General features: G+C 62.7%; 29 protein-coding genes. 19 read left to right on the forward strand and 10 right to left on the reverse strand.

Going from position 1 to position 25,439, the window contains the following annotated elements; genetic code table 11:
- Positions 1 to 28 precede the first annotated feature (28 nt).
- The gene (locus tag AC1DJB_RS15090; RefSeq protein ID WP_441433278.1) at positions 29 to 388 is read right to left on the reverse strand and encodes a VOC family protein; all 360 of its coding nucleotides are present in this window, start codon (positions 386 to 388) and stop codon (positions 29 to 31) included.
- Between the two features lie 214 nt (positions 389 to 602).
- Here AC1DJB_RS15090 and AC1DJB_RS15095 point away from each other — a divergent pair, with 214 nt between their 5' ends.
- Positions 603 to 1,034, forward strand: a complete 432-nt coding sequence (locus AC1DJB_RS15095) for a YybH family protein (protein WP_306961911.1) — start codon at positions 603 to 605, stop codon at positions 1,032 to 1,034.
- Here the strand turns inward: AC1DJB_RS15095 and AC1DJB_RS15100 are convergent.
- The gene (locus AC1DJB_RS15100; protein ID WP_441433279.1) at positions 1,031 to 1,501 is read right to left on the reverse strand and encodes an NUDIX hydrolase; all 471 of its coding nucleotides are present in this window, start codon (positions 1,499 to 1,501) and stop codon (positions 1,031 to 1,033) included. The genes AC1DJB_RS15095 and AC1DJB_RS15100 overlap by 4 nt on opposite strands.
- 19 nt (positions 1,502 to 1,520) lie before the next feature.
- Positions 1,521 to 2,153: a TetR family transcriptional regulator gene (locus AC1DJB_RS15105; RefSeq protein ID WP_441437793.1), complete on the reverse strand. Its 633-nt coding sequence runs from the start codon at positions 2,151 to 2,153 to the stop codon at positions 1,521 to 1,523.
- 82 nt (positions 2,154 to 2,235) lie between these two features.
- On the opposite strand from AC1DJB_RS15105, the gene AC1DJB_RS15110 reads away from it, so the two are divergent.
- Positions 2,236 to 3,015 (forward strand): SDR family NAD(P)-dependent oxidoreductase, encoded by a 780-nt coding sequence (locus AC1DJB_RS15110; protein ID WP_306961905.1) that lies wholly within the window; start codon positions 2,236 to 2,238, stop codon positions 3,013 to 3,015.
- Positions 3,016 to 3,084: 69 nt separating this feature from the next.
- On the opposite strand, the gene AC1DJB_RS15115 is transcribed toward AC1DJB_RS15110, so the two are convergent.
- Entirely contained in the window at positions 3,085 to 3,336 is a 252-nt protein-coding gene (locus tag AC1DJB_RS15115; RefSeq protein ID WP_059389430.1) for a DUF2630 family protein, read from the reverse strand.
- Positions 3,337 to 3,494: 158 nt separating this feature from the next.
- Between AC1DJB_RS15115 and AC1DJB_RS15120 the strand changes: the two genes are divergently transcribed.
- Positions 3,495 to 4,106: a DnaJ family domain-containing protein gene (locus AC1DJB_RS15120; RefSeq protein WP_284989927.1), complete on the forward strand. Its 612-nt coding sequence runs from the start codon at positions 3,495 to 3,497 to the stop codon at positions 4,104 to 4,106.
- Between the two features lie 9 nt (positions 4,107 to 4,115).
- Here AC1DJB_RS15120 and AC1DJB_RS15125 read toward each other — a convergent pair whose 3' ends face one another.
- Positions 4,116 to 4,919, reverse strand: coding sequence for an SDR family NAD(P)-dependent oxidoreductase (locus AC1DJB_RS15125; RefSeq protein ID WP_441433282.1), 804 nt, complete (start codon positions 4,917 to 4,919; stop codon positions 4,116 to 4,118).
- Positions 4,916 to 5,662, reverse strand: a complete 747-nt coding sequence (locus AC1DJB_RS15130; protein ID WP_441433283.1) for a hypothetical protein — start codon at positions 5,660 to 5,662, stop codon at positions 4,916 to 4,918. The genes AC1DJB_RS15125 and AC1DJB_RS15130 overlap by 4 nt, the downstream gene beginning before the upstream one ends.
- Before the next feature lie 79 nt (positions 5,663 to 5,741).
- On the opposite strand from AC1DJB_RS15130, the gene AC1DJB_RS15135 reads away from it, so the two are divergent.
- Both AC1DJB_RS15135 and AC1DJB_RS15140 read left to right on the forward strand, forming a co-directional pair.
- A complete protein-coding gene (locus AC1DJB_RS15135; RefSeq protein ID WP_476910558.1) occupies positions 5,742 to 6,251 on the forward strand; it encodes a MarR family winged helix-turn-helix transcriptional regulator in 510 nt (169 codons plus the stop codon).
- Positions 6,252 to 6,392: 141 nt separating this feature from the next.
- Positions 6,393 to 6,695: a DUF4193 domain-containing protein gene (locus AC1DJB_RS15140; RefSeq protein WP_059389433.1), complete on the forward strand. Its 303-nt coding sequence runs from the start codon at positions 6,393 to 6,395 to the stop codon at positions 6,693 to 6,695.
- Between the two features lie 54 nt (positions 6,696 to 6,749).
- Here AC1DJB_RS15140 and AC1DJB_RS15145 read toward each other — a convergent pair whose 3' ends face one another.
- The gene (locus AC1DJB_RS15145) at positions 6,750 to 8,252 is read right to left on the reverse strand and encodes a CYTH and CHAD domain-containing protein (RefSeq protein WP_441437792.1); all 1,503 of its coding nucleotides are present in this window, start codon (positions 8,250 to 8,252) and stop codon (positions 6,750 to 6,752) included.
- Between the two features lie 190 nt (positions 8,253 to 8,442).
- Here AC1DJB_RS15145 and AC1DJB_RS15150 point away from each other — a divergent pair, with 190 nt between their 5' ends.
- From AC1DJB_RS15150 to AC1DJB_RS15160, 3 genes are all read left to right on the forward strand, one after another.
- Positions 8,443 to 9,111, forward strand: coding sequence for an alpha/beta fold hydrolase (locus AC1DJB_RS15150; protein WP_306961893.1), 669 nt, complete (start codon positions 8,443 to 8,445; stop codon positions 9,109 to 9,111).
- 205 nt (positions 9,112 to 9,316) lie between these two features.
- Positions 9,317 to 9,586 carry a nuclear transport factor 2 family protein gene (locus AC1DJB_RS15155; RefSeq protein WP_307053902.1) on the forward strand — a complete coding sequence of 90 codons (270 nt, stop codon included), beginning with the start codon at positions 9,317 to 9,319 and terminating at the stop codon, positions 9,584 to 9,586.
- 234 nt (positions 9,587 to 9,820) lie between these two features.
- Entirely contained in the window at positions 9,821 to 10,120 is a 300-nt protein-coding gene (locus AC1DJB_RS15160) for a ribbon-helix-helix domain-containing protein (protein ID WP_172465630.1), read from the forward strand.
- A 147-nt stretch (positions 10,121 to 10,267) separates the two neighbouring features.
- Here the strand turns inward: AC1DJB_RS15160 and AC1DJB_RS15165 are convergent, their stop codons facing one another.
- Both AC1DJB_RS15165 and AC1DJB_RS15170 read right to left on the reverse strand, forming a co-directional pair.
- Positions 10,268 to 10,609, reverse strand: a complete 342-nt coding sequence (locus tag AC1DJB_RS15165; protein WP_059389438.1) for a hypothetical protein — start codon at positions 10,607 to 10,609, stop codon at positions 10,268 to 10,270.
- A 173-nt stretch (positions 10,610 to 10,782) separates the two neighbouring features.
- Positions 10,783 to 12,492: an alkaline phosphatase family protein gene (locus AC1DJB_RS15170; RefSeq protein WP_441433285.1), complete on the reverse strand. Its 1,710-nt coding sequence runs from the start codon at positions 12,490 to 12,492 to the stop codon at positions 10,783 to 10,785.
- A gap of 630 nt (positions 12,493 to 13,122) precedes the next feature.
- On the opposite strand from AC1DJB_RS15170, the gene AC1DJB_RS15175 reads away from it, so the two are divergent.
- From AC1DJB_RS15175 to AC1DJB_RS15215, 9 genes are all read left to right on the forward strand, one after another.
- Positions 13,123 to 13,740, forward strand: a complete 618-nt coding sequence (locus AC1DJB_RS15175; protein WP_441433310.1) for a type 2 periplasmic-binding domain-containing protein — start codon at positions 13,123 to 13,125, stop codon at positions 13,738 to 13,740.
- A 96-nt stretch (positions 13,741 to 13,836) separates the two neighbouring features.
- Entirely contained in the window at positions 13,837 to 14,454 is a 618-nt protein-coding gene (locus tag AC1DJB_RS15180) for a hypothetical protein (protein WP_441433286.1), read from the forward strand.
- Positions 14,451 to 15,050: a hypothetical protein gene (locus AC1DJB_RS15185; RefSeq protein WP_441433287.1), complete on the forward strand. Its 600-nt coding sequence runs from the start codon at positions 14,451 to 14,453 to the stop codon at positions 15,048 to 15,050. The genes AC1DJB_RS15180 and AC1DJB_RS15185 overlap by 4 nt, the downstream gene beginning before the upstream one ends.
- A complete protein-coding gene (locus tag AC1DJB_RS15190) occupies positions 15,047 to 15,670 on the forward strand; it encodes a hypothetical protein (RefSeq protein WP_307053899.1) in 624 nt (207 codons plus the stop codon). The genes AC1DJB_RS15185 and AC1DJB_RS15190 overlap by 4 nt, the downstream gene beginning before the upstream one ends.
- The gene (locus AC1DJB_RS15195) at positions 15,663 to 16,955 is read left to right on the forward strand and encodes an RCC1 domain-containing protein (protein ID WP_441437791.1); all 1,293 of its coding nucleotides are present in this window, start codon (positions 15,663 to 15,665) and stop codon (positions 16,953 to 16,955) included. The genes AC1DJB_RS15190 and AC1DJB_RS15195 overlap by 8 nt, the downstream gene beginning before the upstream one ends.
- A gap of 11 nt (positions 16,956 to 16,966) precedes the next feature.
- Positions 16,967 to 17,626: a hypothetical protein gene (locus AC1DJB_RS15200; protein ID WP_306961882.1), complete on the forward strand. Its 660-nt coding sequence runs from the start codon at positions 16,967 to 16,969 to the stop codon at positions 17,624 to 17,626.
- On the forward strand, positions 17,623 to 18,366 hold the full coding sequence (locus tag AC1DJB_RS15205) for a signal peptidase I (protein ID WP_306961880.1): 744 nt from the start codon (positions 17,623 to 17,625) through the stop codon (positions 18,364 to 18,366). The genes AC1DJB_RS15200 and AC1DJB_RS15205 overlap by 4 nt, the downstream gene beginning before the upstream one ends.
- Before the next feature lie 116 nt (positions 18,367 to 18,482).
- Complete coding sequence (locus tag AC1DJB_RS15210; RefSeq protein WP_059389446.1) at positions 18,483 to 18,902, forward strand: hypothetical protein; 420 nt, start codon at positions 18,483 to 18,485, stop codon at positions 18,900 to 18,902.
- A 225-nt stretch (positions 18,903 to 19,127) separates the two neighbouring features.
- A complete protein-coding gene (locus AC1DJB_RS15215) occupies positions 19,128 to 21,641 on the forward strand; it encodes a LuxR C-terminal-related transcriptional regulator (RefSeq protein ID WP_441437790.1) in 2,514 nt (837 codons plus the stop codon).
- 64 nt (positions 21,642 to 21,705) lie between these two features.
- Here the strand turns inward: AC1DJB_RS15215 and AC1DJB_RS15220 are convergent, their stop codons facing one another.
- Positions 21,706 to 23,880, reverse strand: coding sequence for a transglycosylase domain-containing protein (locus AC1DJB_RS15220; RefSeq protein WP_059389449.1), 2,175 nt, complete (start codon positions 23,878 to 23,880; stop codon positions 21,706 to 21,708).
- A 205-nt stretch (positions 23,881 to 24,085) separates the two neighbouring features.
- On the opposite strand from AC1DJB_RS15220, the gene AC1DJB_RS15225 reads away from it, so the two are divergent.
- Together AC1DJB_RS15225 and AC1DJB_RS15230 are read left to right on the forward strand one after the other, a co-directional pair.
- Positions 24,086 to 24,358, forward strand: a complete 273-nt coding sequence (locus AC1DJB_RS15225) for a hypothetical protein (RefSeq protein WP_253257435.1) — start codon at positions 24,086 to 24,088, stop codon at positions 24,356 to 24,358.
- A 73-nt stretch (positions 24,359 to 24,431) separates the two neighbouring features.
- Positions 24,432 to 25,364 (forward strand): threonine/serine dehydratase, encoded by a 933-nt coding sequence (locus AC1DJB_RS15230; protein WP_284989942.1) that lies wholly within the window; start codon positions 24,432 to 24,434, stop codon positions 25,362 to 25,364.
- Positions 25,365 to 25,439 lie beyond the last annotated feature (75 nt).

Raw genomic sequence — 25,439 nt, forward strand, 5'->3', positions numbered from 1 at the left:
TCTTCGGTCTTCGTCGGCTATCGCTTGGCTAGTGAGGATCCTGAAGCAGCCCGAGGACATTGCCGTCCGGGTCGGTGACGGTGGCCACCAAACGGCCGCCCCCGACGTCGCGGGCTGCTTCCTTCAGCGTAGCGCCGGCGGCAGTCACCTCTGCCAGCTTTGACTCGATGTCCGAAACGTGCCAGTAGGCGACGGGCGAGGTCATGGCTTGCGGTCCGCCTCCAGGGACGAGCCCGATGTGCTGGCCCGCGACGTCGAAGCCGACGTAATACGGTCCGTCGGCCTGCGGCGGCGTCCCAAGCAAAGCGGTGTACACCGCCTTCGCGGCGGCGAGGTCGGAAACGGGATGCAGCACGGTCTTGATTCCCTCGTTGGAAGAGTCGCTCATGATCACTCCTGAAGTCATTAGGGGACGAAGCTGGCGTGGACGGTGTTGTCCATGACCGCCATTCTAGGCGCGGCCCGGGAGCGGCGCTTCTCCATTCCTGACCGGTCTTGTTGCGGGATATTCGTTGTATGGACATCCCCGGTGAGTGGTGCCACCATGGCCGAATACGGGGCCTTGGCGCCGCGCCAGGGCAAGAGCGTGGCTGGAGGAAGCAATGCCGGAATCCGATCTCGACCTGATGGTGGAGAAGTACCACCGAGCGCTCGATGCATTCATCAAGGGAGACCCCGGGCAGCAGAAGAAGCTATTCTCAAAGCGCGACGACGTCACGCTCGCTAATCCTCTCGGCCCGCCTGCGCGGGGCCCGAGTGCAGTCGAGGCGACCATGGATCGGGCGTCTTCCGGGCTCAGGGAGGGCGAGCCGATCAGGTTCGAGCGAATCTCCGGCGATGCCGGGACGGAGCTTGCGTACATCGTCGAAATTGAATGGGCGCGGGCCAAAGTTGGCGGATCTGATGAGGTGTCCCCGATTCCCCTTCGGGTGACGACGATTTTCCGCCGGGAAGACGGTGAGTGGAAGGTCGTCCACCGGCACGCGGATCCCATTCTTTCCCCGCGGCCAATCGAGTCGCTCGTCCAGAGCTAGTGTGGCCCAAGGTGCCGGATCAACGCGTCGAGGATCGGCACCTGCCCGCTCACCAATTTGGTGCGGGCGACGGCTTCCGTGGCCCACATGGCGTCGTCAATCTCCGGATAGCTCCGGATGACACCTGATCCGCGCGGCCACTCAAGCTCGAACGTGTTGCTCACGATGTTCTCCGGTTCAAAATCCGACTCCGCCGTGAAAGCCGCAACGAGTTTGCCCGACGGTTGCCGGAAGATGCCTAGCTGGTGATAATCGACGGCCGGCGGGGGAGTGCCTATCTCCTCGGCGAATTCGCGCTTCGCGGCCATCAGGGGGTCCTCATCCTCGAGGTATTCGCCTTTGGGAATTGACCAGGCGCGTGCATCCTTGTGGGCCCAGAAGGGTCCGCCCATGTGGGCTATCCATACTTCCAATTCCGTAGTGGAGCTCCGGCGGAACAACAGAATGCCCGCGCTTCGAACTGTCATTTGCCCTCCCAGGCACAGGTTATCCGCCGGGCCGGGAAGCCGGAACCCGCAGTACGCCAACGGCCTCCGCCAGGTAAGGCCCCGGATCCGGATCCGTGCCGGCGGCCCATTGCATCCAGGCCTCGAACGTCGCCCCGAGATAGGCGGCGCACAGATAGCGTGCCGCGCTTTCGCGGACGCCGTGCGCAACGAGGTAAAGCCGTGCCCGGTCCCGTTGTGGAGCCAAGGCATCGTAGCTCCTGCTCGCCAGCTCCGGGTGCTCTGCGATCAGGCGCAGGCGCCCTCGCGTTACGGAAAGATCCGGGATCGCCGAAATCCCGGCGATGGCGGCCGCCCGCAGTCCTGCGAGGATACCGCCGTCGGACGCTCCGCCGTCGGACGGCTCCGCTGTGCGGGCGGCCTCCAGCACACGGCCCGAAGCTTCCACTACCGGTTCCATGCCGCCCCAGACGAGATCAGCCTTGCTGGGGAAGTAGCGGTACAGGCTCTTCCGCCCGATTCCCGCCTCGCGCGCGATGTCCTCCATTGACGTCCGCTCGTAGCCGTTCTCGGCAAAAAGCCGGAGCGCGACGCCGGCCACGGCGTCGGGATCAATCGTCGCCGGGCGTCCGGTGGAGCGCCCGATGACGGGCTTCGTATGGTCTGAGGGCATCTCTCCAGTATCCACTCTTACATAATGACACGGAGTGTCATAAAGTGGACGGAAAGCCACCAGCACCTTCAGGAGGAACAACATGGGCAACGAAACTCCATGGCAGGAAGCCGCCATCAATGGCCGTTTTGCCGGGAAGACAGTCATCGTCACCGGAGCTGGCTCGGGCATCGGCCAAGCTACGGCCCTGCGCATCGCGAAGGAAGGCGGCAGGGTCATCGCCGCCGACATCAGCAAGGAGCGCCTTGACGCCTTGGTGGAGGAAAACAGCGGCCTGGACCTGCTGCCCGTGGCCGGCGACATCTCAACCGAGGAGACCGTTGCCGCCGTCGTCGTCGCTGCCGGCGGCCGTGTGGATGCCCTCGCCAACATCGCCGGGATCATGGATAACTTCACCCCGATCCACGAGGTGGACGACGCCATGTGGGAGCGCGTTTTCCGGATCAACGTCACAGCCCTCATGCGCCTGACCCGCGCCGTGGTGCCCTTGATGTTGGAGGCCGGCACCGGCTCCGTGGTCAACGTCGCCTCCGAGGCCGGGCTGCGCGGCTCCGCCGCCGGCGCGAGCTACACGGCGTCGAAGCACGCCGTCGTCGGACTGACCAAGAACTCGGCCGTGATGTACGGGCCGAAGGGGCTTCGCTTCAACGCCGTTGCCCCCGGGCCAACCATCACCAACATCGAGGCAACGTGGGGCTCCCAGCTGGCCGCCGAACGCCTCGGTCCGCTCATGCAGGCCACTGTCCCCACGCCGGCGACGGCCGCCCAGTTGGCGGCATCCATCACCTTCCTGCTCAGCGACGACGGCACCAACGTCAACGGCGCCATCCTCGCGTCCGACGGCGGCTGGTCGGCGCTGTAAGGCGGCTCTCTAGGCAAGACGACGACGGCGGGAGCGTCCCGCCGTCGTCGTCCTGGGTTTCCTGCGACTTCAGCCCGTGTAGCCCTCCACCTGCTTTGGGGGCCGTGGCTTGGCCTCGTTCGGGTTCTCCCCGTATTGCCTCTTGGCCCGCCGCTGGCGCAGCAGGTCCCAGCTCTGATCCAGGTCCTGTTCGATGCGCTCGAGCCTTGCCCGGTCGGGGGCATGCGCAGGACCCGGCGGGGCCGCCTCTGCCTTCTCCCGGAGTTCCCGCTCCTCCTCCACAAGTGACTGGATGTGGTGCAGAATGCCCTGTTCGTCCATGGTTACCTCTTCCTGAACTAGCCGTTACCAGTCAGGTTAGTGAGCTGCGCTAGGCGTGAACAGAGGCGGTGTTTGCAAGTGCCATCCCGCCAATGTCCCATTTGCGGAATACTTGGACGCAGATCCAGGATTTCCGCAAGCGAAGGCGGTGATTAGCCGTGAACGGCGAAAACGGTGCGTTCAAGCGCCGGCTGGAGCGAGCCATGGAGCTGCGGAATGTCCGCGCCACCGGCATGACGGCCGGGGAAGAAGCGGAACTCGAGGCCGCCGACGACGAAGAGCGGCGGAAGCGCAAGAAGGTGGACGACGCCGCTCGGGTGGAATACCTGATCCGCGACGCCATGGCGCAAGGGAAGTTCGACAATCTGAAGTACGCAGGCAAGCCGATCCCAGGGCTGGGGGAGCGCTACGATCCCGATTGGTGGGTCAAAGGCCTCATCCAGCGCGAACATCTCAGCGGCCTCGGCCCAAAAGCCATTCTGCTCCGCACCGAGGATGCCGAATTGGATGCGAAGCTTGACGCCCTGTATTCGGAAAAGCAGGTGCGCGATCTGGTGGAGGACTTCAACGCCCGGGTCATTGACGCGCGGCGCCAGCTCCAGGGCGGTCCTCCAGTGATCACGAAAACCCGCGATATCGGCGTCGAGCTGGAACGCTGGCGCGAGCGCCGTGCTGCGGCTGCCGAGGCAACCGCGGCCCAGGAAGCCGTGAACCAGGAGCTTGTGGACACGCGGCCGTGGTGGCGCCGCATCTGGAGCGGCTCGGGGTAAGTGGGGACCTCAGCGATTTCTGCCGGTGTTGAACGCAGGCGTTCCGGCCAGCCGGCCGCCGTCGACTGCGAGCACGGTTCCAGTGACGAACGAGGACTGCTCCGAGCAGAGCCAGACGGCGGCAGCGGCAACCTCGGCCGTGGAGCCGATCCGCCCGAGCGGCACGGCGGCGGCCACCCGATCCTGGGCGGATTGGCCGGCCCCGGCCAGCCGCTCGGTGAGGATAGGGCCGGGAGCGATCGCGTTGACCCGGATCCCGTGCGAAGCGTAGTCGAGCGCGGCCACCCGGGTCAGGCCGCCGACGCCGAACTTGCTCGCCACGTAGCCGCTCATGCCGGCGACTCCTTGTTCGCCGGCCGTGGAGGACATGTTGACGATCGCTCCGCCGTTCCCGCTCGCCAGCATGAGCTCGATTTCGTATTTCAGGCAGAGGAACACTCCGCGCAAGTTGACTGAGATGGCGCTGTCGAACTCCGCGCTCGCCCATTCGGCCAGGGGCGCCGGCGTCCGCCCGCCGCCTGCGGCATTATTGACGGCGACGTCGAGCCGGCCGAAGCGGTCCAGGATCTGGGCCAGCAGCGTCTTCACCGAATCTTCATCGCCCACATCCACGGACATCGCTACCGCTTTCCCGCCACCCGAGCTAATGGCGGCGAGCTGCCGAGACAGTCGAACACTGTCACGGGAGGCAAGGACGACGTCGGCACCGGCACCGGCCAGCGCAGCCGCGATCTCCGCACCGATTCCCCGGCTCGCTCCGGTCACAAGCGCGACCTTGCCTGACAGGGGACGGGTGGAATCCGCCGTCGTCATGGCGCTGTCCGGCTTGTCCGCGGCGTATGCGGCCGGGGCTCTTGGTTCGCGGCCGCGCGGTTGCGGGGGAGCAGGAAGCCTGCGGCAACCAGCCAGAGCAGCCCGCCGAAGCGCCCGAGCGGCAGAAGGAGCTGAAGAGGCTCGATCGCCATCGACAGGAAGCTCAACTCTGACAGTGCGGCGATGACCAGGCCGGTCCAAGCCAACCAACGGGGCATGAAGCCAAGGATCAGGGCCGGGACGGCGATTCCCGCCATGAGGAGGCCGGTTCCGACGACGAAGCCGACCCCACCGGTAATGAATGCGAGGAACGCGAGTGCGTGCGTCAGCGTCACATCCGTGGTGATTTCCGGCCGGCTCAGCAACCAGGTCAGGGAGCCCGACACCATGAGGAAGATGGCCGCGCTGACTCCGCCAAAGAAGCTGATGGCCGGTCCGGGAACGCGTACGCCGAGCCGGAGCTGCCGGGCGTAGACGGTGGCCGCGTAGATCCCCAAGGGCACGGCAGAACCGAATTGGAGCATGCCGCCGACCCGCACCGCGGCGACGTTTTGCTGGAAGAAAGCGGCCACCTGTCCGGTTGAAGCAAAGGGCGAGACGAACGTTTGGCCGCCCGTCAGGATTGCGGACGTGATGAGGCTGGCGAGGAAGATGCCCAAGCTGACCAGGGCGAGAATGCCGGGGTGCGGGCCGCCTGACCTGGCTGGACGGCCGCCCTCGCCGGGAATCGAACGACTACTCATGGCTGAACCTTTCCTAATTGCATCACTACTGAAATAGTTCACCTACAGAATTATTCTGTCAAGCCTGTATTCTGAATCCATGGACTTAGCCACACCGGGCCGGCCGAACCGGACCGCTTTTCTCTTGTCGCAGTTAGGCGCGGTCGCGTCGTCGCGCTTTGCCGACCGCACACGGGAGATCGGCCTCACGCCAAGCGACGCCGGCGTCATCCGCCTGCTCGGACGCGCCCCCGGGTTGAGCCAGCGCTCCCTCGCGGACAGGCTCGGCGCCGTCCCCAGCCGGGTGGTTTCACTCATCGACTCGCTGCAGGAGCGCGGCCTTGTTGAGAGGATCCGCAGCAGTACGGACCGGCGGAACTATGAACTGCACCTCACGGACGCCGGCCAACGCGTGTTGCGTGAACTGCGAGGTATCGCGGAACAGCATGAAGCGGAGCTTCTGGCCCCCCTGACAACGGAGCAGATTGGCCAGCTTGACGTGCTTCTCGCCCAACTCGCCAGCGGCCACGGGCTGGACAAGGACCTCCACCGCGATGTCGGTCGCCAGGCCGGAAGCGATGCCGGATCCGACGGCGTACGCAAGGCCTGATCGGGCGCCCGGGTCCCGTGCCGCCGTCGGGAGCTCTCATGACGATCGGGCCACGATTTTTGCCACTATGTGGGGAATAGCAGCTGCATGGTGTATGTTGCACATTCGCCAGCAAATACACAAGAGAAGAGATAACCCCAGGTGGCAACCGATTACGACGAACTCCGCTCCGACGTCGCGGAATCCCAAAGCACGTCACTCCAGGCCCTGCAGTCTGCCAATGCTCCGGACGCCCGCAGCGTTGTTCGGGAGCTGGACGAGGCCGATGCTTTTGAAGGCAATGAGGTGCCAGGCGGCGAATTCGTAGCCGAGGAACTCATCATTGCAGTCGTTCCCCAGAAGGAAGACGAGTTCACCTGCTACTCGTGTTTCCTCGTCCGTCACCGCTCCCAGATTGCCCGTGAAAAGAACGGCCACGCGTACTGCGTGGAGTGCGAAGGCTGAGCCTCTGAGGCCCAGCCCCGTGCCGCTTAGCCGCCTTTCCCGCAGTTGCGTTCATCACAGGGAATTCAGGCGCTTCTTGGCGAGCTTTTCATAGCGGGCCCCGGAGTCCGCTGCTCGCTGCTCTTCGGCAGCGAGCAAGGGAGCGAATGGTGAGTTGTCCTCCACCGATCCGTCGGTATCGCTTGCGAGCCGGAGCAGTATTGAGCGGCTGACAACGCTGTCCTGATGCTCTCCCAGGACCTTCTGGATCTTCTGGGCATTCCGTGCCAGCTTCACGGCGGGTTTCTTGTGGACGTCCGCCAGTGCTTCGGCCGCATGGCGCAGCCGTTTCGCGTCTTTGCGGACCTGATGCAATGCCCTGTCGCCTTCGACGCCGGTTTGCCCTGCGGCTGCCTTCTGGGACCGGCGCAGCCGCTTGATCGCCCTACCGGCCAGCTTGGCCGTGACGGGACGGGCCTTCTTCCCGGCGCGAGGCTTCGTGGGAGGCTCGTCGCGGAATTCCTCAAGTGACTCCAGGAGCCGGAAATAGCGTTTCGTTCCTAGAGAGCGGAGCATGTTGCGATACCCGGAGTTGAAGGCTGTCTCAAGTTCGTCATTGATCCTGCTGGCAGCTGAAGCGGGCACTAGGCCGTCGGGTTGCTCATTCATCAGTTCCCCGATCCGGTCGCGCAGCACCTCGGCATCCCGGGCCTTGCCCAGGACCTTGCCCAGCCATTTCAGTTCGGTCTTGAGCTGATCCGCGGCGTCGGCGTCGAAGAGCTTGCCGTAGGCGGACAAAGTTGAGCGGAGCCTCCGCGTAGCCGAGCGCATGCCGTGAACGGCGTCGTCGGCGCCTTGCCGGACTCCGGAGTCCAGTTGGGTGATTTCAGCTATCTGCGCGGCGATGTAGGAAACTATTGCATCCCCGGCAGAGCCCTTCGGACGGGCTTTGGGCGGCGCCGGTACCGCAGCTGGCCAGGACGTTCCGAATGCGCGGGCCAGCTTGGACGCGTGCCCCGATGGGGTTGCGCCGGCCCCGGACAAGACGCGGTCCGCGCTCTCAAACAGGGCTTCATCGCCGTGCACCAGCTCGATTTCCCATTCCCGCCATTGCCTCTCCAATTGAGTTGGGTGCAAGGTCTCGGCGGTCACGTGGTCATCCACGAAGTCGGCCAGGGTGACGTCCTCGCTTCCGTGTAGCCGGTGAAGAGTGCGGCGGGTGTGGATCCGGGCCACAGGCCTGAGCTCATCGCCGCGGGTGAACACAAGGAGCCTCTCCGCGAGTTCCTCGGGGACAATCTCGGGCTGACCCAGCGGCGCATGGATCTCCACGCGATTGTCCCTCTCTGCCGGCAGTTTCAGGTGCCAGCCTGAATCGGTGCCGCCGGTGCGGCGCCGCAAGGTGATGCGATGCTTGGCAAGGATGAGGCCTTCGGTGTCGAAGTAGACGGCTTCGAGCTGATGATCTGCAGGGTCTGCGACCTGTTCGACGCCGGCAATGTCCTCGAACGCGGGAAGAGGCGTTTCCAGGTCAGCGTCGTACTTGCGTTCTGTTTCCACGGATTCCTGGGTCGACATTCCGTTTCCCGTCCTTCTCGTAGTTGCCCGCGCCTATAGGCATCCTCCCACCAGGCCTTCTGCAGGGAAAGACCGGGCGAAGGGATCTCATCGGGTCCCTTGCGGGCGCGTCGATCTGGGGAAGAATGTGGGGCATGACTTCGACGCCGAGCCTTGGTCCGTTCGTCCATGATTTCTTCGGGGACGCCTCGTGAGCGCGTTCGTGCTGGTACCCGGAGCAGGCGGCTCAGCCTGGTATTGGAGCCGCGTCGTCCCCCTCTTGCAGGAAGCAGGCCACGATGCTGTTGCGGTTGATCTGCCGGGAGACGACGAAAATGCGGGTTTGCCTGAGTACGCGCGCTTGGTTGAGGCGGCAATCGGTGGCCGGCCCGACGTCGTGCTCGTTGCGCAATCGCTTGGCGGTTTCACCGCGCCCATGGTGGGTGCCCGGACCGGCGTCGCAGAGATCGTCTTAGTGAACGCAATGATTCCCAACCCGGGTGAGACCCCTGGAACATGGTGGGACAACACCGGCTGGGAAGACGCACGCAAGCGTGCCGCCGCGGCCGGCGGTTACGGCAAAGAGTTCGATGTGAACGAGTACTTCCTCCATGACGTTTCACCGGAGGTCGCGGCCGAGGGCGAACCGCACCAGCGGCCCGAGGCAAACGCAGTCTTCGCGTCGAGCTGCGACTTCGTGGAGTGGCCGGCCGTGCCCATCAGGGTGCTCAGCGGCGCGGGGGACCGGTTCTTCCCGCTCGAGTTCCAGCAGAGGGTCGCGCGGGATCGCCTCGGGCTCGAGCCGGATGTGCTGCCCGGCGGGCATCTCCTTGGGCTGTCGAATCCGGTTGGGGTGGCCGACTACCTCTTGCACCGCTGAGCTTTTACCACTCCGGGCGTCCGATTCCCTAGACCGGAATCGACGCAAGCCCTAAGATCACTCTGACGGCACCAGCCCTGGCTGATCGATGTCCGTCGCGGTCTCACCCTTTAGCGTGAGCGCCGGGTCCGTTCCGCGACTCCTGGGTCTTCGAACGGGCCCGGTCGACCTCCGCTGGGACCATCTATCCAGAGGAGGCCTTCCTATGAGTGAAGCCAACAAGGAACTGGTACGGCGCCACTTCCAGGAAATCTGGAACCAGAGACAACTGGACGTTTGTGAGCAAATCATGGCCGATTCATACGTCGAGCACGCCCAGGCTCCTTTCGGGACTACCGAGCCGGGCGCCGTCGTCGGACCGCAAGCGATGCGCGCGACCGTACAGTGGCTACTTGCCCAGTTTCCCGACATGACCATGACGCATGTCCGCGCGTCAATCGCACTGGTTCAGGATCGAGGACGGCAAGCTGGCTGAGCATTGGGCCACTCGCGATGACCTCACCGCAATGCTCCAACTTGGCGTCGTCAGGCAGCCTGGTCCGCCTAAAATCGTGACGATCATCCAGCGAATAGCAGGGCGCAGAAGCGGGACATGACCCAACGCCCTCGCTGCGTTCGACGCAACCTCGCGATAGTTAGAGAGTAATTACTCGTAGAGGGTGACTGCGGCCTTCCAACGGAGGATGCTTGATTGTTGGGAGGGAAAATCATGACACGAGATGTGACTCATTTCGAGCGACTTTCGGCGTGGACCGAAAACGACATGAAGCCAGCCGTCGGCAAGTTGTTGCGCGGTGAGGGTTTGCCTGCCGAAGCCCGGGAAAGCAACCATCCCTCGCCCCTGGATTTCCAGATCCCTGAGGAACTGGACCGTGCCTTGGAGTCGGCTTCGCAAACGCTCAGCCTCACGCCCAGCGAGATCCTGCGCGAGGCCCTGTCCGAATGGCTGGGGAGCCACGGACAGCCAGCCACGGGCCACCATCCGTTCGGGAAGCACACCGCGCTTTAACGTGCGCTGGGCTGCGGGTTGCGGAGCTGCAGCTGTTACTGGTGGCTGCCCTGAACGGCGTCTCCGTGCCGCGCAGAGCGGAAGGGCGAGGCCGCCCGAGGACTGGGCGGCCATGGCCAGTCCTCGGGGAGGTAATGCAAACTGTCTTTAGCCGCCGCAATACTTGCTGTAATTGGTCCCCGCGTTCTGGTAATCGTTCTTCATGGCATTGAGCTTCGCGGTATCCGGGTTGTCCTTCGAGGACTCGTCCAGGTAGTCCACAAGCGTCTTCAGGGTGGGCTTCAGCTCATCCGAGGACACGGCTTCGATCGGGCGGAGCTGGTTGGCTACCCGGATGGTTCCCGTTTTGTCCGTGGTGTTCGTGGGGTTCGAGATGACGGTCTTGACCCTGCTGCAGGTGTCCGCGGTGCTCAGCTGCTGCGATGCCGAGCAGGCTGAAGCGGAGAGGAGGAGCCCGGCCGCGAGCAGGGTTGTGGTGATTTTCTTCATGGTTCCCTCAGTAGTTGCTGACGTTTGATTGTAAGCAGACGGGGCGTCGCGCCCAATGCAGGCTTAGCCGGCGGACCGGTCCATTTCGTCCAGCCCAGGGTCGGATGAGTACAAGGGAGGGGCCCCTCGGCCTTCCGGCCGTGGAACCCCTCCTATGATTTGAGCGCGCTGGATCAGCGCTGGGGGAGGGTTTTGGTCCCCTCGATCTGCACTGCCTGCAGCTTGTTCGGGTCCAAGCCAAGCGTCTTCAGGATGGTCGGAGCAATCTGCGTCGTCTCGACCGCGGTGGTCACGGTCCGGGCGTGTTCGTCGTTGGCGCCGGAGACCACGAGCGGCACATCGCGGTCGTCGGCACTGGCTCCGCCGTGTTCGGCGATCTTGGCCTTGCCGCCGGTGTAAACCACTCCGGTCTGCGCTATGCCGAGGATGTCCGGGTAGCGTGCATCGCTGGTTTGGGTGCCGAAGTAGTTTGCAACTTCGCTGCCCGCATAGACCTTGCTCAAGCCTGAGGTTGTCACGGTCTTGGCGGCGCCGTTGATGTCGTTACCGGCGGCAGGGTGCGCTGCCAGGTAGTCCTTGGCGAACTGCGCTGCGGCCTGCGAGTGGTCCGAAAGCCAGAGCTGCATGATGTCGTCGTCGGTGGAGAACGCCACGAGGTCTGCGGAGCCGGGGTGGGCCGACTTCCACGTTGCGTTCAGGCCGTCGATGATTGCGCTGTCAGGCACCCTCGTCAGCGTCGAAGCGTCCATCGGCGACTGCCCGTGCTTGGCAGAAAGGATCACCGTGGTGTCCTTTGCGTGGCCGGAGGCGGCAAGCGCGGACTCGAGCTTACCGACAGAAGCGTTGACGAAGTCAAGGGCTTTGCTCAAGAGCGGCCCGGGAACGGTGCCGCCCTGGAGGTAACCGCCGGTGAGGCCGTCCGACGTCGGGAGCTTCTGGGCCGTCGACACGGCCTGGAAGTTCATCCCGAAGATTCCAGGTACTGCGGCCATCTTGGTGCCGGAGTGGTCCTTGCCGTCGATTTCGTTCAGCACGGCCTGGACCTTGTAGCCGTCGTACTGCTGGGTTGCGGCGTTGTCCTTGGTCCAGTCGCCATTGAAGGGAGCGGGGGCGATGCTGTTGATCTCAGGGGTGAACAGGTCATCCAGGCCCTTGCCTGAAGGGCCGTTCAGGATCTCGTAGGCCGGGTGCTTGTCCGACCACGCCGTGGTGAGGCCGGCGCTCTTCGCCACCTCGAAGACCGTGTTCACCTTCAAGTACTGGTGCGGATAGACCGGCTTGCACGTCGCCGGGTCAACCGGGAGGGTGGCCGGGTCGAGGAGTGCGCCGGGCTGCCCCGTCATGTTCAGGATGCTGGCCGGAAGCCCGGCCAGCCCTTGGCCGGCGTCGAGGGCGTTCTGGTTCCTGTCCGCGGCTTCGGTGAAGGCCACTTCGGCGCCGGGCGCCGTGTTCTTGCAGTCCGTCGTGCCGGCCGGCAGGAGCGCCCTGTTGAACGTGTCGTCATAGTAGACGCCGGTGGTCCCGGGATTTCCGCCGGTCAGCTGGCCCACCATACCGGGGAAGGAGTCCGAAGGCACGGGTGTCTGGGCGTGCGTGTAGCTTGTGCCGCGGTTGACCAGCGACGCCAGTGCCGACGTCGGGTGGTTCTGCACGTACAAATCCAGGTCCTTCTGGTGGAGGCCGTCCACCGAAAGCAGCAGGACGTGCTTCGATGTTTCGCCCTGGCCGCCCTGGGCCTTGCTGTCGGATCCTTGCTGGCCCTGGACATCCTCGCCGCCGCGTGAAGCGTCGTCGGCCATCGCCGGCGCCACCGCGGATCCGGCCATCAGTATGGCGCCCAGGACCGCTGCTGTGGCAAGCCCGTTTTTCTTGGCTGTCTTCATCAAAATAAGACCCTTCGCTATTGCGTTCTTATCGATCGAGAATGCGTCCCCGGATGATTCTTGTTGCGGGGAAGGGATCTGTCCCGCCGATTGGGCCTCACTGTGGAAACGTTCATGACAGGTTCAATTGCGGGTAGCCGAACTCTTCCGAAACTCACAGGAAATCTGCGTACCCCGGGGGTGCGGACGGGGGTACGCCGGCTTTTGTCATCGGTACGGCCCTAGAAAGACGTCGTTAGCGGCGGCCACCCAGCCAGTGGGCGGCAAAGTACCTCTGGACCCGTTACCGTGGCGATCGCCGTGCATCAGTGGGCCTGGCTTCGTCCGCAGCGAGCAATTCTGCCAGCGCGAAGGCGAGAACTTCGGCGCTGAACCGGCTCCGCTCTTCGGAGGAGTTTTCAACGGAGTTTGAGACCGTCGACACTCAATGATCCCTCTCGGCACCACCTAATTTGCCCCTTTTTGCCACTCAATTGCGGGGAAACACCACTCAGTGGCCCAATTGCGACCTTAGTTTCTTGTTGGTTGCACACCGCGCGCCGGTGTTCAAGGGAATGTACCTGTCCCTTGCCGATGCAGTCACTCGCACTGTCGGCGAACCCGCCGACAACCTCGTGAAAGGAACTCCTCTTGACTACCAAACTTCGCTCCGGTCGTAAGCGTGCCCTGCTAACCGGTGGTTCGCTGCTGGGCGTCACCGCGCTGCTGACGGCTGCTGCGTTCACCGACTTCGCCAACCTGAACATTGGCAACGGATCCGCTGATTCCGGCGTTGGCGGCAACAACCGCTTCAACATCCAGGTGGTTGGAACGGACACCGCCGGCCTGCCTGTTCCGGGCACATGGCAGGAAGCAAACACTGCCGCAGGTGTGAACGTCAAGGTTCCCGGCGCGGACCTGATCACCCCGGGCGACACCGTGTCCGTGTCGATCCCCTTCCGCAATGAGAGCCCCGCCCTCGGCGCAGCCATCACCTTCGGGTTCCAGGACCGCGCCGGCTACACCTCCAGCCCCGCATTGGTTAGCGCCCTCCGCTACAGCGTCACCTTGGACGGCAAGGCAATCGCTACCAACGTCAAGCAGGCCGACGTGACCGCCCTCGACCTGGGCACCTACACCGCCGGGAAGGAAGGCGTCCTCGGCGTCAGCATCAACCTCCCCGACCAGGGTAGTGCAGCTGCCAACAACGCACTGCAGGGCCAGGTCTCCTACGTCCAGGCCCACTTCGACGCCTCCTCCGTCAAGTAGTCGGAACGACAACAGGTGGGGGCCTTCGGGTCCCCACCTGCACTTGGCCTACGGGGCCTCAATGAACGGAGCGCTCGGACCCATGAAGGACACAGTATGAGGACTCAACGCCGCGGGCGGGTGCGGCTGTTACTCGCAACCGGATCCCTGGTTGCGGCGGGTACGCTGATCACCGCCGCCTCATTTACCGACAGCGCTGACGTTGACGTCGCACTGGACGGATCCCGCAATACCTTTGACATTGTGGCCGCAGGGAAAGCTGATCCCTCATGGCTGCCAACGCCCTCAGATTGGGACCAAGCCAACCCGCGAGGATTGCGCATCATCCTGACCGGAGATAACAGCGGGTACACCATGGCCCCAGGCAGTGTCCTGGATTTGAGGATCGCGGCGAAGAACAACAGCCCTCGCCTGTCCAGCCTCATTGGCCTGCGCATCCTCGACCCGCTTCCACGCGGCGCTGAGAAAAATCCGCAGACCGGCACCTACCTGGAACTCTTCGACCAGCTGGTTTTCACAGTTTCGGATGGTGGCAAGGTTCTCCTTGACCACGTCCCTGCAGGGCAGTTGACGGCAATCACCTGGCCTGATCCATTGCGTGTCGGCGAATACAAGCTTCTCGATGTTCGGGTCGAACTTCCGGACACGGTGGACAACCGATGGCAGATGGCCGCAACAGATATCCAGTTCAACTTTGAGGCGGTGAACCCATGACTAGCAGGACGGTGAAGCGTGACGGATGGAAGCGGCTGACCCTTGGGCTCGTGGCAGGCGTGCTGGTTCTCGGCGCCGGCACCACTGCGGCCGCCTTTTCGGACTTCGCCCGCGTGAACCTGGGGACGGGCATCGCTGGTTCAGGGCTCGGCAATCCGAATCGCTTCGACATTGCGGTAAGGGACAGCACGGGAGTGCTTCGCGATGCTGATACGCCGGAGACGGCCGTCGTCCTGCCGCTGTCAGCGGGAACGGTCTTCTCTGAAAGCAAACCTGTTGAGTTCGATGTATCGGTAACGAACCGAAAACCAGGGGTGAACGGCAATTTGACGGTCTCCCTGTACGATCCAGACCCACAAAGCGGTGATCTGTTCGGCACGCTGCTTTTCACGGTCTACCTCGACGGCGCAGCAACGCCCGCGATCGCAAACGCCACCGCACAGCAGGTCAACCAGGCTGGCCTCACGTTCCAGGACGTCGCTCCGGGTGAACAGCGTGCTGTCCGCGTATCAGCGGTCTTGGCGCCCAACAGTGGGGCACAGGCGAGCGGAAAATCCACCCAACTTGGCGTACTGACCAACGGAGAAAGCAAATGATCGCGCCCCGTAGCATCCGCGCGCTGATCGCGGTGATTGCCGCGGTCTTCCTTGGACTTGTGCAGTCTGCCGGCGCCTCGGCTGTGGCCTCGGATCTCATCGATACGGCACCGACGTCGCTAGTTATTGACGCTCCGGCTCCTGGGGAATCTCAGAAATGGGATATGTCCGTCAAGAATCTAGTCGACTCACCGGTGCCGCTTGCATTGGAGATTTCGGGACGTTCCGATGTCCTCTTCTCCGGAGCCGCGCCGATGGAACTGACGATGAATACTCCAGATGGCACTGCTGTCGTCGAGCGGATCCGTGTTGGAGAAGTGCTCGGGCGCACGATCAGACTGCCCGAACTTCAAGCCGGCGCCTCATACAACTTGGTGGGGACTGTGACGCTTCCACGCGACGCTGACAATTCCTACCAAGGCGCTGGCGGGAACCTGAAATTCCACTTCGTCACAAGCATTGATCGACCCAATGTCACGCCAGAAAAACCCGCGTCTGGATCCGATCTTGCGCATACAGGCCTCAGGAACTTGATTCCAGTCGGTGTCGCGGCCGCGCTCCTGCTGGCCGTCGGCTTTGGCCTCATCCTCGTTCGTCGAAAGAAGCCCGCTCATGAGTAAGCCTTCAAACATTTCTCGTCGGCAATGCCTCGCGGCGACGGGCCTGTTTGGGCTCGCCACGTTTGTCGGTGCTGCTCAAATTCCCGTAGCCACAAGTGCCGCGTACAAGGATAAGACGCACGCCCGTTCGGAGGCTATCCCAGCGAATGCCGGGCCTCCGTTTGCCGTCGGCGTCTCCAAGAACTCCCGCATGGTAGATACAGGGATGGGAGTCGGAAACGACGGAAACGTCTACGTGTGGGGCCTTACGTTCTACGAGATCAACGGCGATATTCCCACCTCCGGGTGGCAGAAGCCGCCGCAGAAGGTCGCCGGCATTCCCGACGGAATTGTTCGGCAAGCGACCGGCCAGATATACAACGCCAACGCACTGGACAAGGACGGCACGGTCTGGGGATGGGGCTCTTACAACTTCCGTGACGGCACAGACGCGCCGAAGCCCAATGGCAACGCGAAGCAAGTCCGGATAAACACGGCGTGGAATGGTTCCGGGGCAATCCTGGACAAAATCATCGCGATCTCCTCCACTGAATATGCCGGTGCCGGAATCCGAAGTGATGGCACCATCTGGCATTGGGGGTATCCCCTTGGCTACGGCGGAAACGCTGCCCCGGGTGCAAGCCAGCTTGCCGGACTGCCGGACCCCTCGGTCGCTGGTAACCGGCCTATTTACCTCAAAGGCGCCTACACCAACTTCTTCCTCATTCTGGAGCGCGGCGACGTCTACTATTGGGGAGGCATAGGCGGAAACAGTCTGCCCTCGGGCCTACTCGACACAGGTGCGACGCCCAGGCTCGTCAGTCCGCTTGCGCCTTGGTTCAAGCGAAACGTGGCGCCTGGCGCTCCATATATTGTTGCGGTCGACGGCGGCATCAACATGGGTGGTGCCCTGCTCTCCAACGGACAGGTACTGAGCTGGGGAACTGACGCTAGCCGTACCGGGCGAGGTCCAACCACCACACCGACGGTGCCCACTGTGGTTCCCTCGCTGTCCCAGATTAAATCCATGCAGTTCGGGTTCACCGGTGTTGCATTGCTCAACGGCGACGGAGAGCTCTGGGGCTATGGCGCTAGCGACGATTACGGTCAATTCCCGCAAAACCCGACCCGAATCGATACTGGCGTTGTGGAGTACGGATCGGGCCAAGGGTTCTACCTCTGGCAAAAATCTGATGGTTCCTTCTGGGGCAGGGGATACAACCCCCAAGGAGCGATTGGGCTCCCCATCGGAACTCAAATCGCCAACCGCAAGGTCTCGTGGGATCTCGGAATGGTGACGAAATGAGGAAGCTGACTATGAAACGACCGGTATGGCAAGGGGTGGGGCAACGGAGCGGGAAACTCCGGCTCGCAGTCACGGCAGGCGCACTTGTCGCGGCGACCGTTACGGCCACGAGCGCTGCGGCATACGACTTCGCCAATCTAAACATCGTCGGCGAGGCCCTCATCGAGACTCCGCGCTTTGATATTGGCGTTGTGCGGGACAACGGAACCGTGGAACAAGCCGATACGGAAGCCGGATTTGATTGGGCCGTCGCGGGAGCGGCTGACCTGATACCTGGCAGGTCGGTCGTCACCATGATCCCGGTGTTCAACAACACTTCTGTCTTCAAGGCGGATACGAGTTTCAAAATCATCCTTCGAAACGGCGATGGGACGGTTGCTGCAGGGGTACCGAATATTCTTCCGTTCCTGACGTTTACCGCAGCGGACGAAACGGGCAAGGTGCTGTTCACCAATGTCAGGTGGGACCAAGCAAAGGGATCGCTGGGTGTCCTTGAACCTCGCTGGGGTGCGGTGTTGAACCAGGGAGATGCTTACACTCCTGCCGCGGACGGTTCTGCGAAGAAATTGAAGCTCACTATCACCTATGTAGACGGCCCGGACGTGGAGAAGTACAACGGTGGACAGACGGCGCTCGCCGTGCACTTCGACGCGGTTTCAGTTGCCCCGTGAACACTCGTAGTGGAAATCCGGAAACGCACCGGTTGACGGGAAGCCAAGAGGACCAGGTAGGCGCCCGGATGGGCAGCCCGGCGGACCTTGAGGAAGAGCACGGCGGGATTGATGAACTGCGGAGCGAGGCAGGGGGTGAGCCGGCAAAGGGAGAATTCCGGCAGGAGGAGGTCCCTGAGGAGACGTCGGAGCAAGTGCGCCAGCATCCTGCGTTCCGGGCTTACGGTGCTTTCCGCTCGATCCTCTTGTCGCTCGGTGCGCTCCTGGGTGCCGCTTGTATTCTTGTGTTCGCTGTCTCGCTTCTCTTCGGAATTCGGCCCCTTGTTGTGGTTTCGGGATCAATGGAACCGACAATACCGGTGGGGTCGGTCGTCTTGTCGCAACAAGTACCTGCCGGCGAAATCGAGGACGGCAGCATTGTCACGGTGGAGCGTCCACGCGGCTTGGGTTTGGTTACGCACCGGCTAGTCAAGTCCGTTCAACCAACACCAGACGTCTACGAGTACACGCTCAAGGGGGATGCAAACACCCAGAACGACCCCGAGCCCTACAAGGTGACTACTGCCGGAAAATACATCTGGCACATCGTTGGGCTTGGTTATCTGGCAGCCGTCCTGCAGTCCTCATACGGCATCTTCATCGCCGGTGCGGCCGGGCTTGCGTTGCTGGCCCTGTTCATTCTGGACCCGGCGCGATTGGCACAAGGTTCTGCTGCCAGAGCACGCAGGCGGAAGTGCTGATTAAATTGCAGGATCAGCTACTCCCCGGGGCCCGAATGAGTCATGTTCATGACTGGCTTGTCCGCTCCCGTCTTTCGGGACGGAGCGGACGCCACAGGTCCCCCACGGCTTCTGGTTTGCCAGCCCTTTCCTTGCTGCATTTCGCTGACAAGTACTCTGCCCGGGCTGGCGAAACCGTATCCTTCACTGCATTGATCCATAACGCTTCACAGGGGCCTGTCGCAGCAGTGGAGCTTATTTCGCGTTCATTGACCAACGCCAACGTTGAACAGTTGGCGTTCGATTCCCAGCCCGGCCCTGAGCGAATGACCATTCCATATCTCGGATCTGGCGAAAGCGTGAGCTTGGACTTTGGCTATATCGTCCGCCAATCCGATGTTCTCCATGGCGGCGAGATCGTCAGCGCCATGGAAATACGATTCGCAACGGATTGCGGATGGGCCTGGGACACATGCGAGGCCGTGGTCAACATGCGCGGTTCCCATCGCGGTAGTTGGCTGCAAGGCCCGGAGCAGACAGCCTCCAGTGATCTTTGAGTGATCGTCATAATTTTGTCCTGGTTGCCTGATTCCGCATGGAAGCGCCGCAATCTTCAGTCCGCGCCTCCTTAGCGTGTTTGAATGTTCGGGCCGGACTCGTCTCGATATCCGTGGTGAAGTACTTGCCGCGGGTTCAAATGGTAGTGGGCGGAGAGTTAGGAGTCTTCAGTGTTCCAGGAAGAAATACGCCGGGCACTAGGCTTTGCTAAACGTGGGGTTAGCGTGCGAATTGTTGGTCGCGCTGGAAGCGGGCGGTCGACTGCAATCCGCGAAATCATCACGGAGCTGGAAAAGACCGGCGCCGAGGTTTACAGCCTGTTTGGAGCCCGCCTTCTCCAACAGACGCCGCTCGCCGGAATCGCTTCCCTTGGCCTGGATATGCGAGGGCGCCATACGGGCCCTTTGGGCATGGCTGACGTTCTCGCCGAACAACTTTCGCAACGCGGATCAAGGATCATTGTGGTCGACGATATCGACCTGCTTGATAATGAGTCCCTCGCTGTCCTGGACATCGCGCAAAGACGGTCCCAGAGGCCGCTGATCATGTCGATGGACGATTCGCCCATTTATCCGAGGACCTCCGTGCTCGTCCCGGAACGATGGCCGGAAGCACAAGTCCGGCTCCCATCACTCCGCTACGACCAAGTCAATCAGCTTATCGCCGAAACACTTTCTGCCCCCGCGGACGTCGATGTCACCGCCCACATCCTGATGAAGTCCGCGGGCAACCCCAGGTTGGTGGTAAGGATCGCCCAAAGCGGCGTCCTCAACAAGCTGCTAACGCTCTGCGAGGGAGAGTGGCGAATGACCGGCCATACCCTTTGGAACGAGGATCTCCGCGGAACGGCCGAAGCACTCCTCCAAGGCCTCGAACCCGACGAGCTTCTCGCGCTGGACGCATTGTCGATGCTAGGCACCCGGTCGGTGGCTTCCTTACATTCGATCGTTGCCACAACAATGCTCGACAGGCTCGAAGGGCGTGGTCTGGTCGCTGTGTCCGAAAACATCGACGGAGAGCTCTGCGTGGCCTCAAATCCGCCCCTCCTGGTTGATTACTTTCGTGATAATCACGTTTTGTACTCTCGTCGGGTACTGGTCAAACGGATCGAAAACGTTGCCGAGGCGCTCGCGCCCGCCCCCGGGAATGGGCGATTCATGACGCCCTCCGTTGCTGCCGCCGTCGGGCAGCTGAGGGAAGAATCAGGAGCGGGGGGCACGCTGGCTGCCCGTCACTTCCAAGAACAGCTGCGCGTGCGGGAGGAAGCCCATTACGAACAGTGGGAGGCGGACCCAAGCATGGCCAACTCGGCCGCGTTCCTCAAGTTCTACTGGGGCGGACCCATAGACCCGGAGCGGATCGAACACGTCTTTGCCCACACCGTCATGGTCAACGGCAAAGCGGAGGACTCCCTTTTCTTCACTATGACGCGGGCGCTCTGGGCAATCACTCGCGGTGATGACGTAGCAGCAGCTCAAGGTATGCTCTCCGAACTTGCTGCACTCAGTCCCCAGCAGGAGGCCGAGGCCGAGGGTTTCGGCCTGTTCCTCGCCGCCTCGTATGACCGAATGCCGGCAAACCTGGGCGAGATCCTGGACAGCTACGGAAACGCGCATCCGCAGAGTGGGGTCCTGACCGTGGTACGGGCCATATTGGAGGTCTACCGCTTCGATGGACTGGCAGCACTCAAGGCACTGGAGTCAACTGATGATTTCGGTTTGGCGTCGGGCATCGAGCCATTCGTCCGGGGACTGGCCCTGCTTGTCGCGGGGCGCTTAGACGAGGCTTTGGTGTTCTCCCTGAACAGACGCATCGAGGCCCGCCGCGGCCTTGACCGGTTCGGCTTCAGCGCGAACAGCTACGTGGCCGCGCTGGCTCTTACACAATCGGGGTTCGGCCAGCATGCCGATCTGATGATGAGCAGCGTGTTCGCGCTCGGCCGCCCAGGATTCCTCGCGAGTGCCCTGCATGACGCCATGCTTCGACTTGTGGGACTCCGGGCTTTGATGGACGAAGAGAAAGAGCCTGCCTCGGTGGGCGCCCAAGCGAGGACGCATGTAGCCGATATCGGCCCTCTTCCGGGGACTGGCAAGGGCGTTTTTGACCTCTTTGCCCAGCGGTACGACGATCCGCAGTCGTTTGACGCGAGTGCCATTACCCTCATCGACGCCCAATTGGATCGCGGCTTCCTCACGGAAGCCGCCTACACTTCGGTTTTCATCATGTGCCTGCTTCCGAGCCGTGAGGTCCTTGAGAGGGCGGAACACGTCTTTCGGAACTCGAAGGTCACATCCCACAACCAGTTTTTGGCCATAGCCGAAGCAGTGGTAGACGATGACCACGGGCTGCTCAAGGTCCTCTTGGACAAATACCGGCCGGATGCTGATCTGCACGCTGTCCGGTTGCTGCTCAAAGGCGCATCCAAGCGTCGTCTTTTGGAACGGGTCAGGACGGCGGCTGCTGCTATGCAGCAGGCAGAACGGCTTTTCGACGGCAGGTTTCCGATGGCAGGCGAACACCTCAGCCTCAATATTGGTCATGAACTGTCGGCGACCTTGTCGGTCCGGGAGACCGAAGTCGCAATACTTGCCGGTAGTCAAACAAACATCGAGATTTCTGCCCGGCTCGCGATTAGCCTGCGCACGGTCGAGAATCACATCTCGAGGGCGCTGAAGAAGACAGGCATGACCACCCGTCAAGCCTTGTACCGCTACGTGCAAGGCTCGATTCGTGAGTGACCAGCCACCCGGCGTCGACGTCTCCGAAGTGACGGTCCGTGCTACTGGACAGGAATTCTGAAACTCAGGGTGAAGGACTCGGCGTGGGCGTCCCGACCATGGACGCAGGTGGCGCCGGGAAGGCTGTAGCCGGATACAGCCCGGCGACCTGCGTCATGTAGTTGGCCCATTGCGGCCCGGCCAGCATGTAGCCGTCGATGGCGGTGTAGAACTTGCCGTTGATGGTGACGTTCTGTCCGGCCCGGCTCTGTCCTGCCATCGTGTCGCCGAAGAAGGACGCCGTCGCGAGCCCGGTGGTGTATCCGACCACCCAGGTAGAGCCATTGCTGTTGTTCGTTCCCGTTTTTGCCGCGGTAGGGAACAAGGCCTGGACTTTCGGTTGAATGTAGATACCCGATCCCCGTTTCAGGACGTCTTGGAGAACCGAGTTGACGCCGCGGGCAACGTCGGGCTTGATGGCCGGGCGGCAGGAACTGGCTTGGGCCGGCAGCTTCCCGCCGGATGGATCCGTGATGCCCACAATCGCGATCGGCCCGCAGTACGTGCCGTCATTGGCGAAAGTGGCAAAGGCATCGGCCATCACGAGTGGGGACACCTCGGTGCCGCCGAGGAGATTGCCCAATTGGTGCATATTCACGGGCGCGTTGTCCACACCACTGTGGAGACCCACCGCATCCACCACTTTCTGGATGCCGCAGAAGTCCAGTTGGCTCGCCTCGGCAAAAGTTGCGGTGTTGATGGAGTTGTAGAGCCCGTAGTTGACGGGCATCGGGCGGTAGTAGCCCTCGTCGTTGTTGCGGAGATCGTCAGCCGTGCCAAGGCCCGCGATTTTCTGGGCCGTGCTGTAGCCGCCGAGTACCTTCCCGCAGCTGTCCCTCCAAGGGAATCCGAGCGGATAGACCCTCCGCGACGCGTCCACCACCGTGGTCAAGGACTTGCCCTCATTGAGCCACTCCGTGAAAGTGAATGGCTTCATTGCGGAACCTGGCTGGAAGCCCCCGGCTCCGTTGAGGTCATTGCCGTTGGCGTCAACGGAATCAACGTTGAAGTTGAGTTGGGTATCGAATTTGCCGGGCTCGGCCAGGAACACCGTGTTCTGTGCCATGGCCAGGATCTTGCCCGTGCCGGGCTGCACCGAGACCAGGGAGGCGCCCCATTTGTCCGGGTTCGCTCCTGCCGTGGCATCGACCTGCTGCTGGGCCACCGCCTGCAAGCGGCTGTCCAAGGTGGTGCTGATCGTCAGGCCGCCGCGATACAGGAGCTCTTCCCGGTCAGCCACGGTGGCACCGTATGCAGGGTCGTTGAGGATCAGGTGGGAGATATAGTCGCAGAAGTACACTGCCATGTCCGCAGCCGCGCAGCCCTGCTTCCCCGGCGTGATGTTGAGCTTGAGGGGAGTGGCCACCGCGGCCGCGTAGGCTGCCTGCTGGATCTTGTGCTGGGCGAGCATATCGGCCAGCACCAGGTTGCGCCGTTTGATGGAGTTGTCCGGATGGACGGACGGGTCGTAGTAGCTGGGGCTGTTGACCAGGCCAGCGAGCAGGGCCGCCTGCGGAAGGCTCAGGTCCTTCGCGGAAACGCTGAAGAAATGCTCCGCCGCGGCTTCGATGCCGTACGCGTCCCGGTTGAAGAACACGATATTGAGGTAGCCCTCCAGGATCTGGTCCTTCGTGAACTTCTTCTCGAGTTCGACGGCGAGTTTCATCTCCCGCACCTTGTCACCCAGGGTTTTCTGGCCGCTCAGCACCACTTGCCCGGTCTGGCCTGCCGCCAAACGGGACTCGTTGAGTACGTTGGTCACGTACTGCTGGGTCAGGGTCGACGCACCCTCGTTGGTGCCCTTGGTGAAATTCGAGGCCAATGCCCTGAGGATCCCCTGGGGATCGATGCCGCCGTGCTCGTAGAAGCGGTTGTCCTCGACGGCTACAATCGCTTCCTTGATGTACGGCGACATCTGGTCCAGGCTGACCCGGACACGGTTCTCCGCATAAAAGGTGGCGATCGTCTTTCCGTCTGCGCTGAGCACTTTGGTGGACTGCGACGGCGAATTGACCACCAGATCACCCGGGAGGTTGTCGAAGTACTGGATCGAACCACTGACAGCCATCCCGGCCGACGCCACGCCGGGGACTACTAGCCCGGCGGCCAAGACGCCACAAACAGCACTCACCAGGAAGAATCCGAAGATCCTTCGCAGGACCCTGGCCAAACCATTTTTCGGGTTGTTTTTCCGAGCCATTTTTCCAGCTATCAACCGTGCGTCTTTTCAGATTACGCCGCCATTCCACCCGTCACATAGGCTCCCGAATCCGTGGCGACACGCCCCCCTTGGTTATGTTCGTCACTTCGCCCGCGCGCTGGCCGTGTCCGGCGTTTTTCCGGATGCATACTGAAGTTATTCGGGCGCGGTGATGGAAGGCAGGTGGCAGCCGGTGGAGACGCTGATGGCTGTTGTGAGGAGCGAGTATTTTCCGGCGGGAGCAGTGCTCGTGGGAGTGGTTTTGTTCTGGACAATCGGCTTGCTCGGCGGCCTCTCCTGGTTGAGCGGAGCGCAGCAGCCCTTGGCCATCCTGACGTGGATGATCTTCATCTACGGCGTGGTCGTGCTGTCTCCCCTCGCCGGAATCTGGGCCGCAGTGGACCTTGCCCGCCGTTGGCTGCGGAACCGCCAGGCCCGCCGGCAACAGCTCGGAACGGCCGACGTCGAGTCCCTCTAAGCGTGGGCCCGGTAAGCGATAGCCTGAGGCTAGCGCCTGCCCAGGATCTGACTGCACGGAACGAGGACCTACCATGATCACACGCGTCGACGTCGATGAAGCTGCCGCCCGGATTGCGGGGAGGGTCCGCCGCACGCCCGTTTTCGAGGCGGATGCCGGGACGGTGCCAGGGCAATTGTGGTTCAAATGCGAGTTCATGCAGCACACCGGGACGTTCAAGGCGAGGGGTGCCTTCAACCGCGTGCTTGCCGCCCGGGAGCGCGGCGAGCTGAAGGACAATGTTGGAATCGTCGTCGCCTCGGGAGGCAACGCAGGGCTTGCGAATGCCTACGCCGCGGCGCAACTCGGAGTGCCCGCAACCGTTTTTGTCCCCGAAACCGCACCTGCCGTGAAGGTCAAGAAGCTCAAGGCCAGCGGAGCCTCGGTGGTCCAGCGCGGCAGCGAATACGCCGAAGCGTTTGAGGCCGCCCTGGACTACGCCGCGGAAACCGGCGCCGTCTACTGCCATGCCTACGACCAAGCAGAAATCGCCGCCGGCGCCGGCACTGTCGGCTCGGAGCTGCTGGAACAGCTGGGAGAGGTGGACACCGTTGTAGTGGCCGTTGGAGGCGGCGGGCTCATGGCAGGAATCGCGGCCGCCGTCGAAGGTCACGCCAGGGTTGTCGGAGTCGAGCCGGACAACGCTCCCACCCTCTATTCGGCCCTCGCTGCAGGGGAACCTGTTGATGTGGCCGTCTCCGGGATCGCCGCGGATTCCCTGGGTGCCCGGCAGATCGGCAGGATCGGTTTCGAGGTGGCCGTCCGCACAGGCGTCCGGACGGTCCTGGTGTCCGACGACGACATCGCCGCGGCGCGCTCACTGCTCTGGGAGCAGTACCGGATTGTCGTGGAACATGGCGCAGCCGCCGCTTTCGCGGCCGTGAACTCCGGAGCGTATGTTCCGGCAGCAGGGGAACGGGTGGCCGTGATCCTGTGCGGTGCCAACACCGACCCCGCGACGGTCTGAAGCAGGCTGCCTTGGCCCTGCCGCGAGCGCTCCACAGTTGCTAAGCTCGAGCCACAATGCCGGGGCACGCAAACC

The sequence above is a fragment of the Arthrobacter sp. 01T428 genome, assembly GCF_056398685.1.

Coding starts and splice junctions, on each gene's coding strand:
- AC1DJB_RS15090 (WP_441433278.1), bottom strand. CDS start 388: ATGAGCGACTCTTCCAACGAGGGAATCAAGACCGTGCTGCATCCCGTT.
- AC1DJB_RS15095 (WP_306961911.1), top strand. CDS start 603: ATGCCGGAATCCGATCTCGACCTGATGGTGGAGAAGTACCACCGAGCG.
- AC1DJB_RS15100 (WP_441433279.1), bottom strand. CDS start 1,501: ATGACAGTTCGAAGCGCGGGCATTCTGTTGTTCCGCCGGAGCTCCACT.
- AC1DJB_RS15105 (WP_441437793.1), bottom strand. CDS start 2,153: ATGCCCTCAGACCATACGAAGCCCGTCATCGGGCGCTCCACCGGACGC.
- AC1DJB_RS15110 (WP_306961905.1), top strand. CDS start 2,236: ATGGGCAACGAAACTCCATGGCAGGAAGCCGCCATCAATGGCCGTTTT.
- AC1DJB_RS15115 (WP_059389430.1), bottom strand. CDS start 3,336: ATGGACGAACAGGGCATTCTGCACCACATCCAGTCACTTGTGGAGGAG.
- AC1DJB_RS15125 (WP_441433282.1), bottom strand. CDS start 4,919: ATGACGACGGCGGATTCCACCCGTCCCCTGTCAGGCAAGGTCGCGCTT.
- AC1DJB_RS15130 (WP_441433283.1), bottom strand. CDS start 5,662: ATGAGTAGTCGTTCGATTCCCGGCGAGGGCGGCCGTCCAGCCAGGTCA.
- AC1DJB_RS15135 (WP_476910558.1), top strand. CDS start 5,742: ATGGACTTAGCCACACCGGGCCGGCCGAACCGGACCGCTTTTCTCTTG.
- AC1DJB_RS15145 (WP_441437792.1), bottom strand. CDS start 8,252: ATGTCGACCCAGGAATCCGTGGAAACAGAACGCAAGTACGACGCTGAC.
- AC1DJB_RS15155 (WP_307053902.1), top strand. CDS start 9,317: ATGAGTGAAGCCAACAAGGAACTGGTACGGCGCCACTTCCAGGAAATC.
- AC1DJB_RS15160 (WP_172465630.1), top strand. CDS start 9,821: ATGACACGAGATGTGACTCATTTCGAGCGACTTTCGGCGTGGACCGAA.
- AC1DJB_RS15165 (WP_059389438.1), bottom strand. CDS start 10,609: ATGAAGAAAATCACCACAACCCTGCTCGCGGCCGGGCTCCTCCTCTCC.
- AC1DJB_RS15170 (WP_441433285.1), bottom strand. CDS start 12,492: ATGAAGACAGCCAAGAAAAACGGGCTTGCCACAGCAGCGGTCCTGGGC.
- AC1DJB_RS15180 (WP_441433286.1), top strand. CDS start 13,837: ATGAGGACTCAACGCCGCGGGCGGGTGCGGCTGTTACTCGCAACCGGA.
- AC1DJB_RS15185 (WP_441433287.1), top strand. CDS start 14,451: ATGACTAGCAGGACGGTGAAGCGTGACGGATGGAAGCGGCTGACCCTT.
- AC1DJB_RS15190 (WP_307053899.1), top strand. CDS start 15,047: ATGATCGCGCCCCGTAGCATCCGCGCGCTGATCGCGGTGATTGCCGCG.
- AC1DJB_RS15195 (WP_441437791.1), top strand. CDS start 15,663: ATGAGTAAGCCTTCAAACATTTCTCGTCGGCAATGCCTCGCGGCGACG.
- AC1DJB_RS15200 (WP_306961882.1), top strand. CDS start 16,967: ATGAAACGACCGGTATGGCAAGGGGTGGGGCAACGGAGCGGGAAACTC.
- AC1DJB_RS15220 (WP_059389449.1), bottom strand. CDS start 23,880: ATGGCTCGGAAAAACAACCCGAAAAATGGTTTGGCCAGGGTCCTGCGA.
- AC1DJB_RS15225 (WP_253257435.1), top strand. CDS start 24,086: ATGGCTGTTGTGAGGAGCGAGTATTTTCCGGCGGGAGCAGTGCTCGTG.
- AC1DJB_RS15230 (WP_284989942.1), top strand. CDS start 24,432: ATGATCACACGCGTCGACGTCGATGAAGCTGCCGCCCGGATTGCGGGG.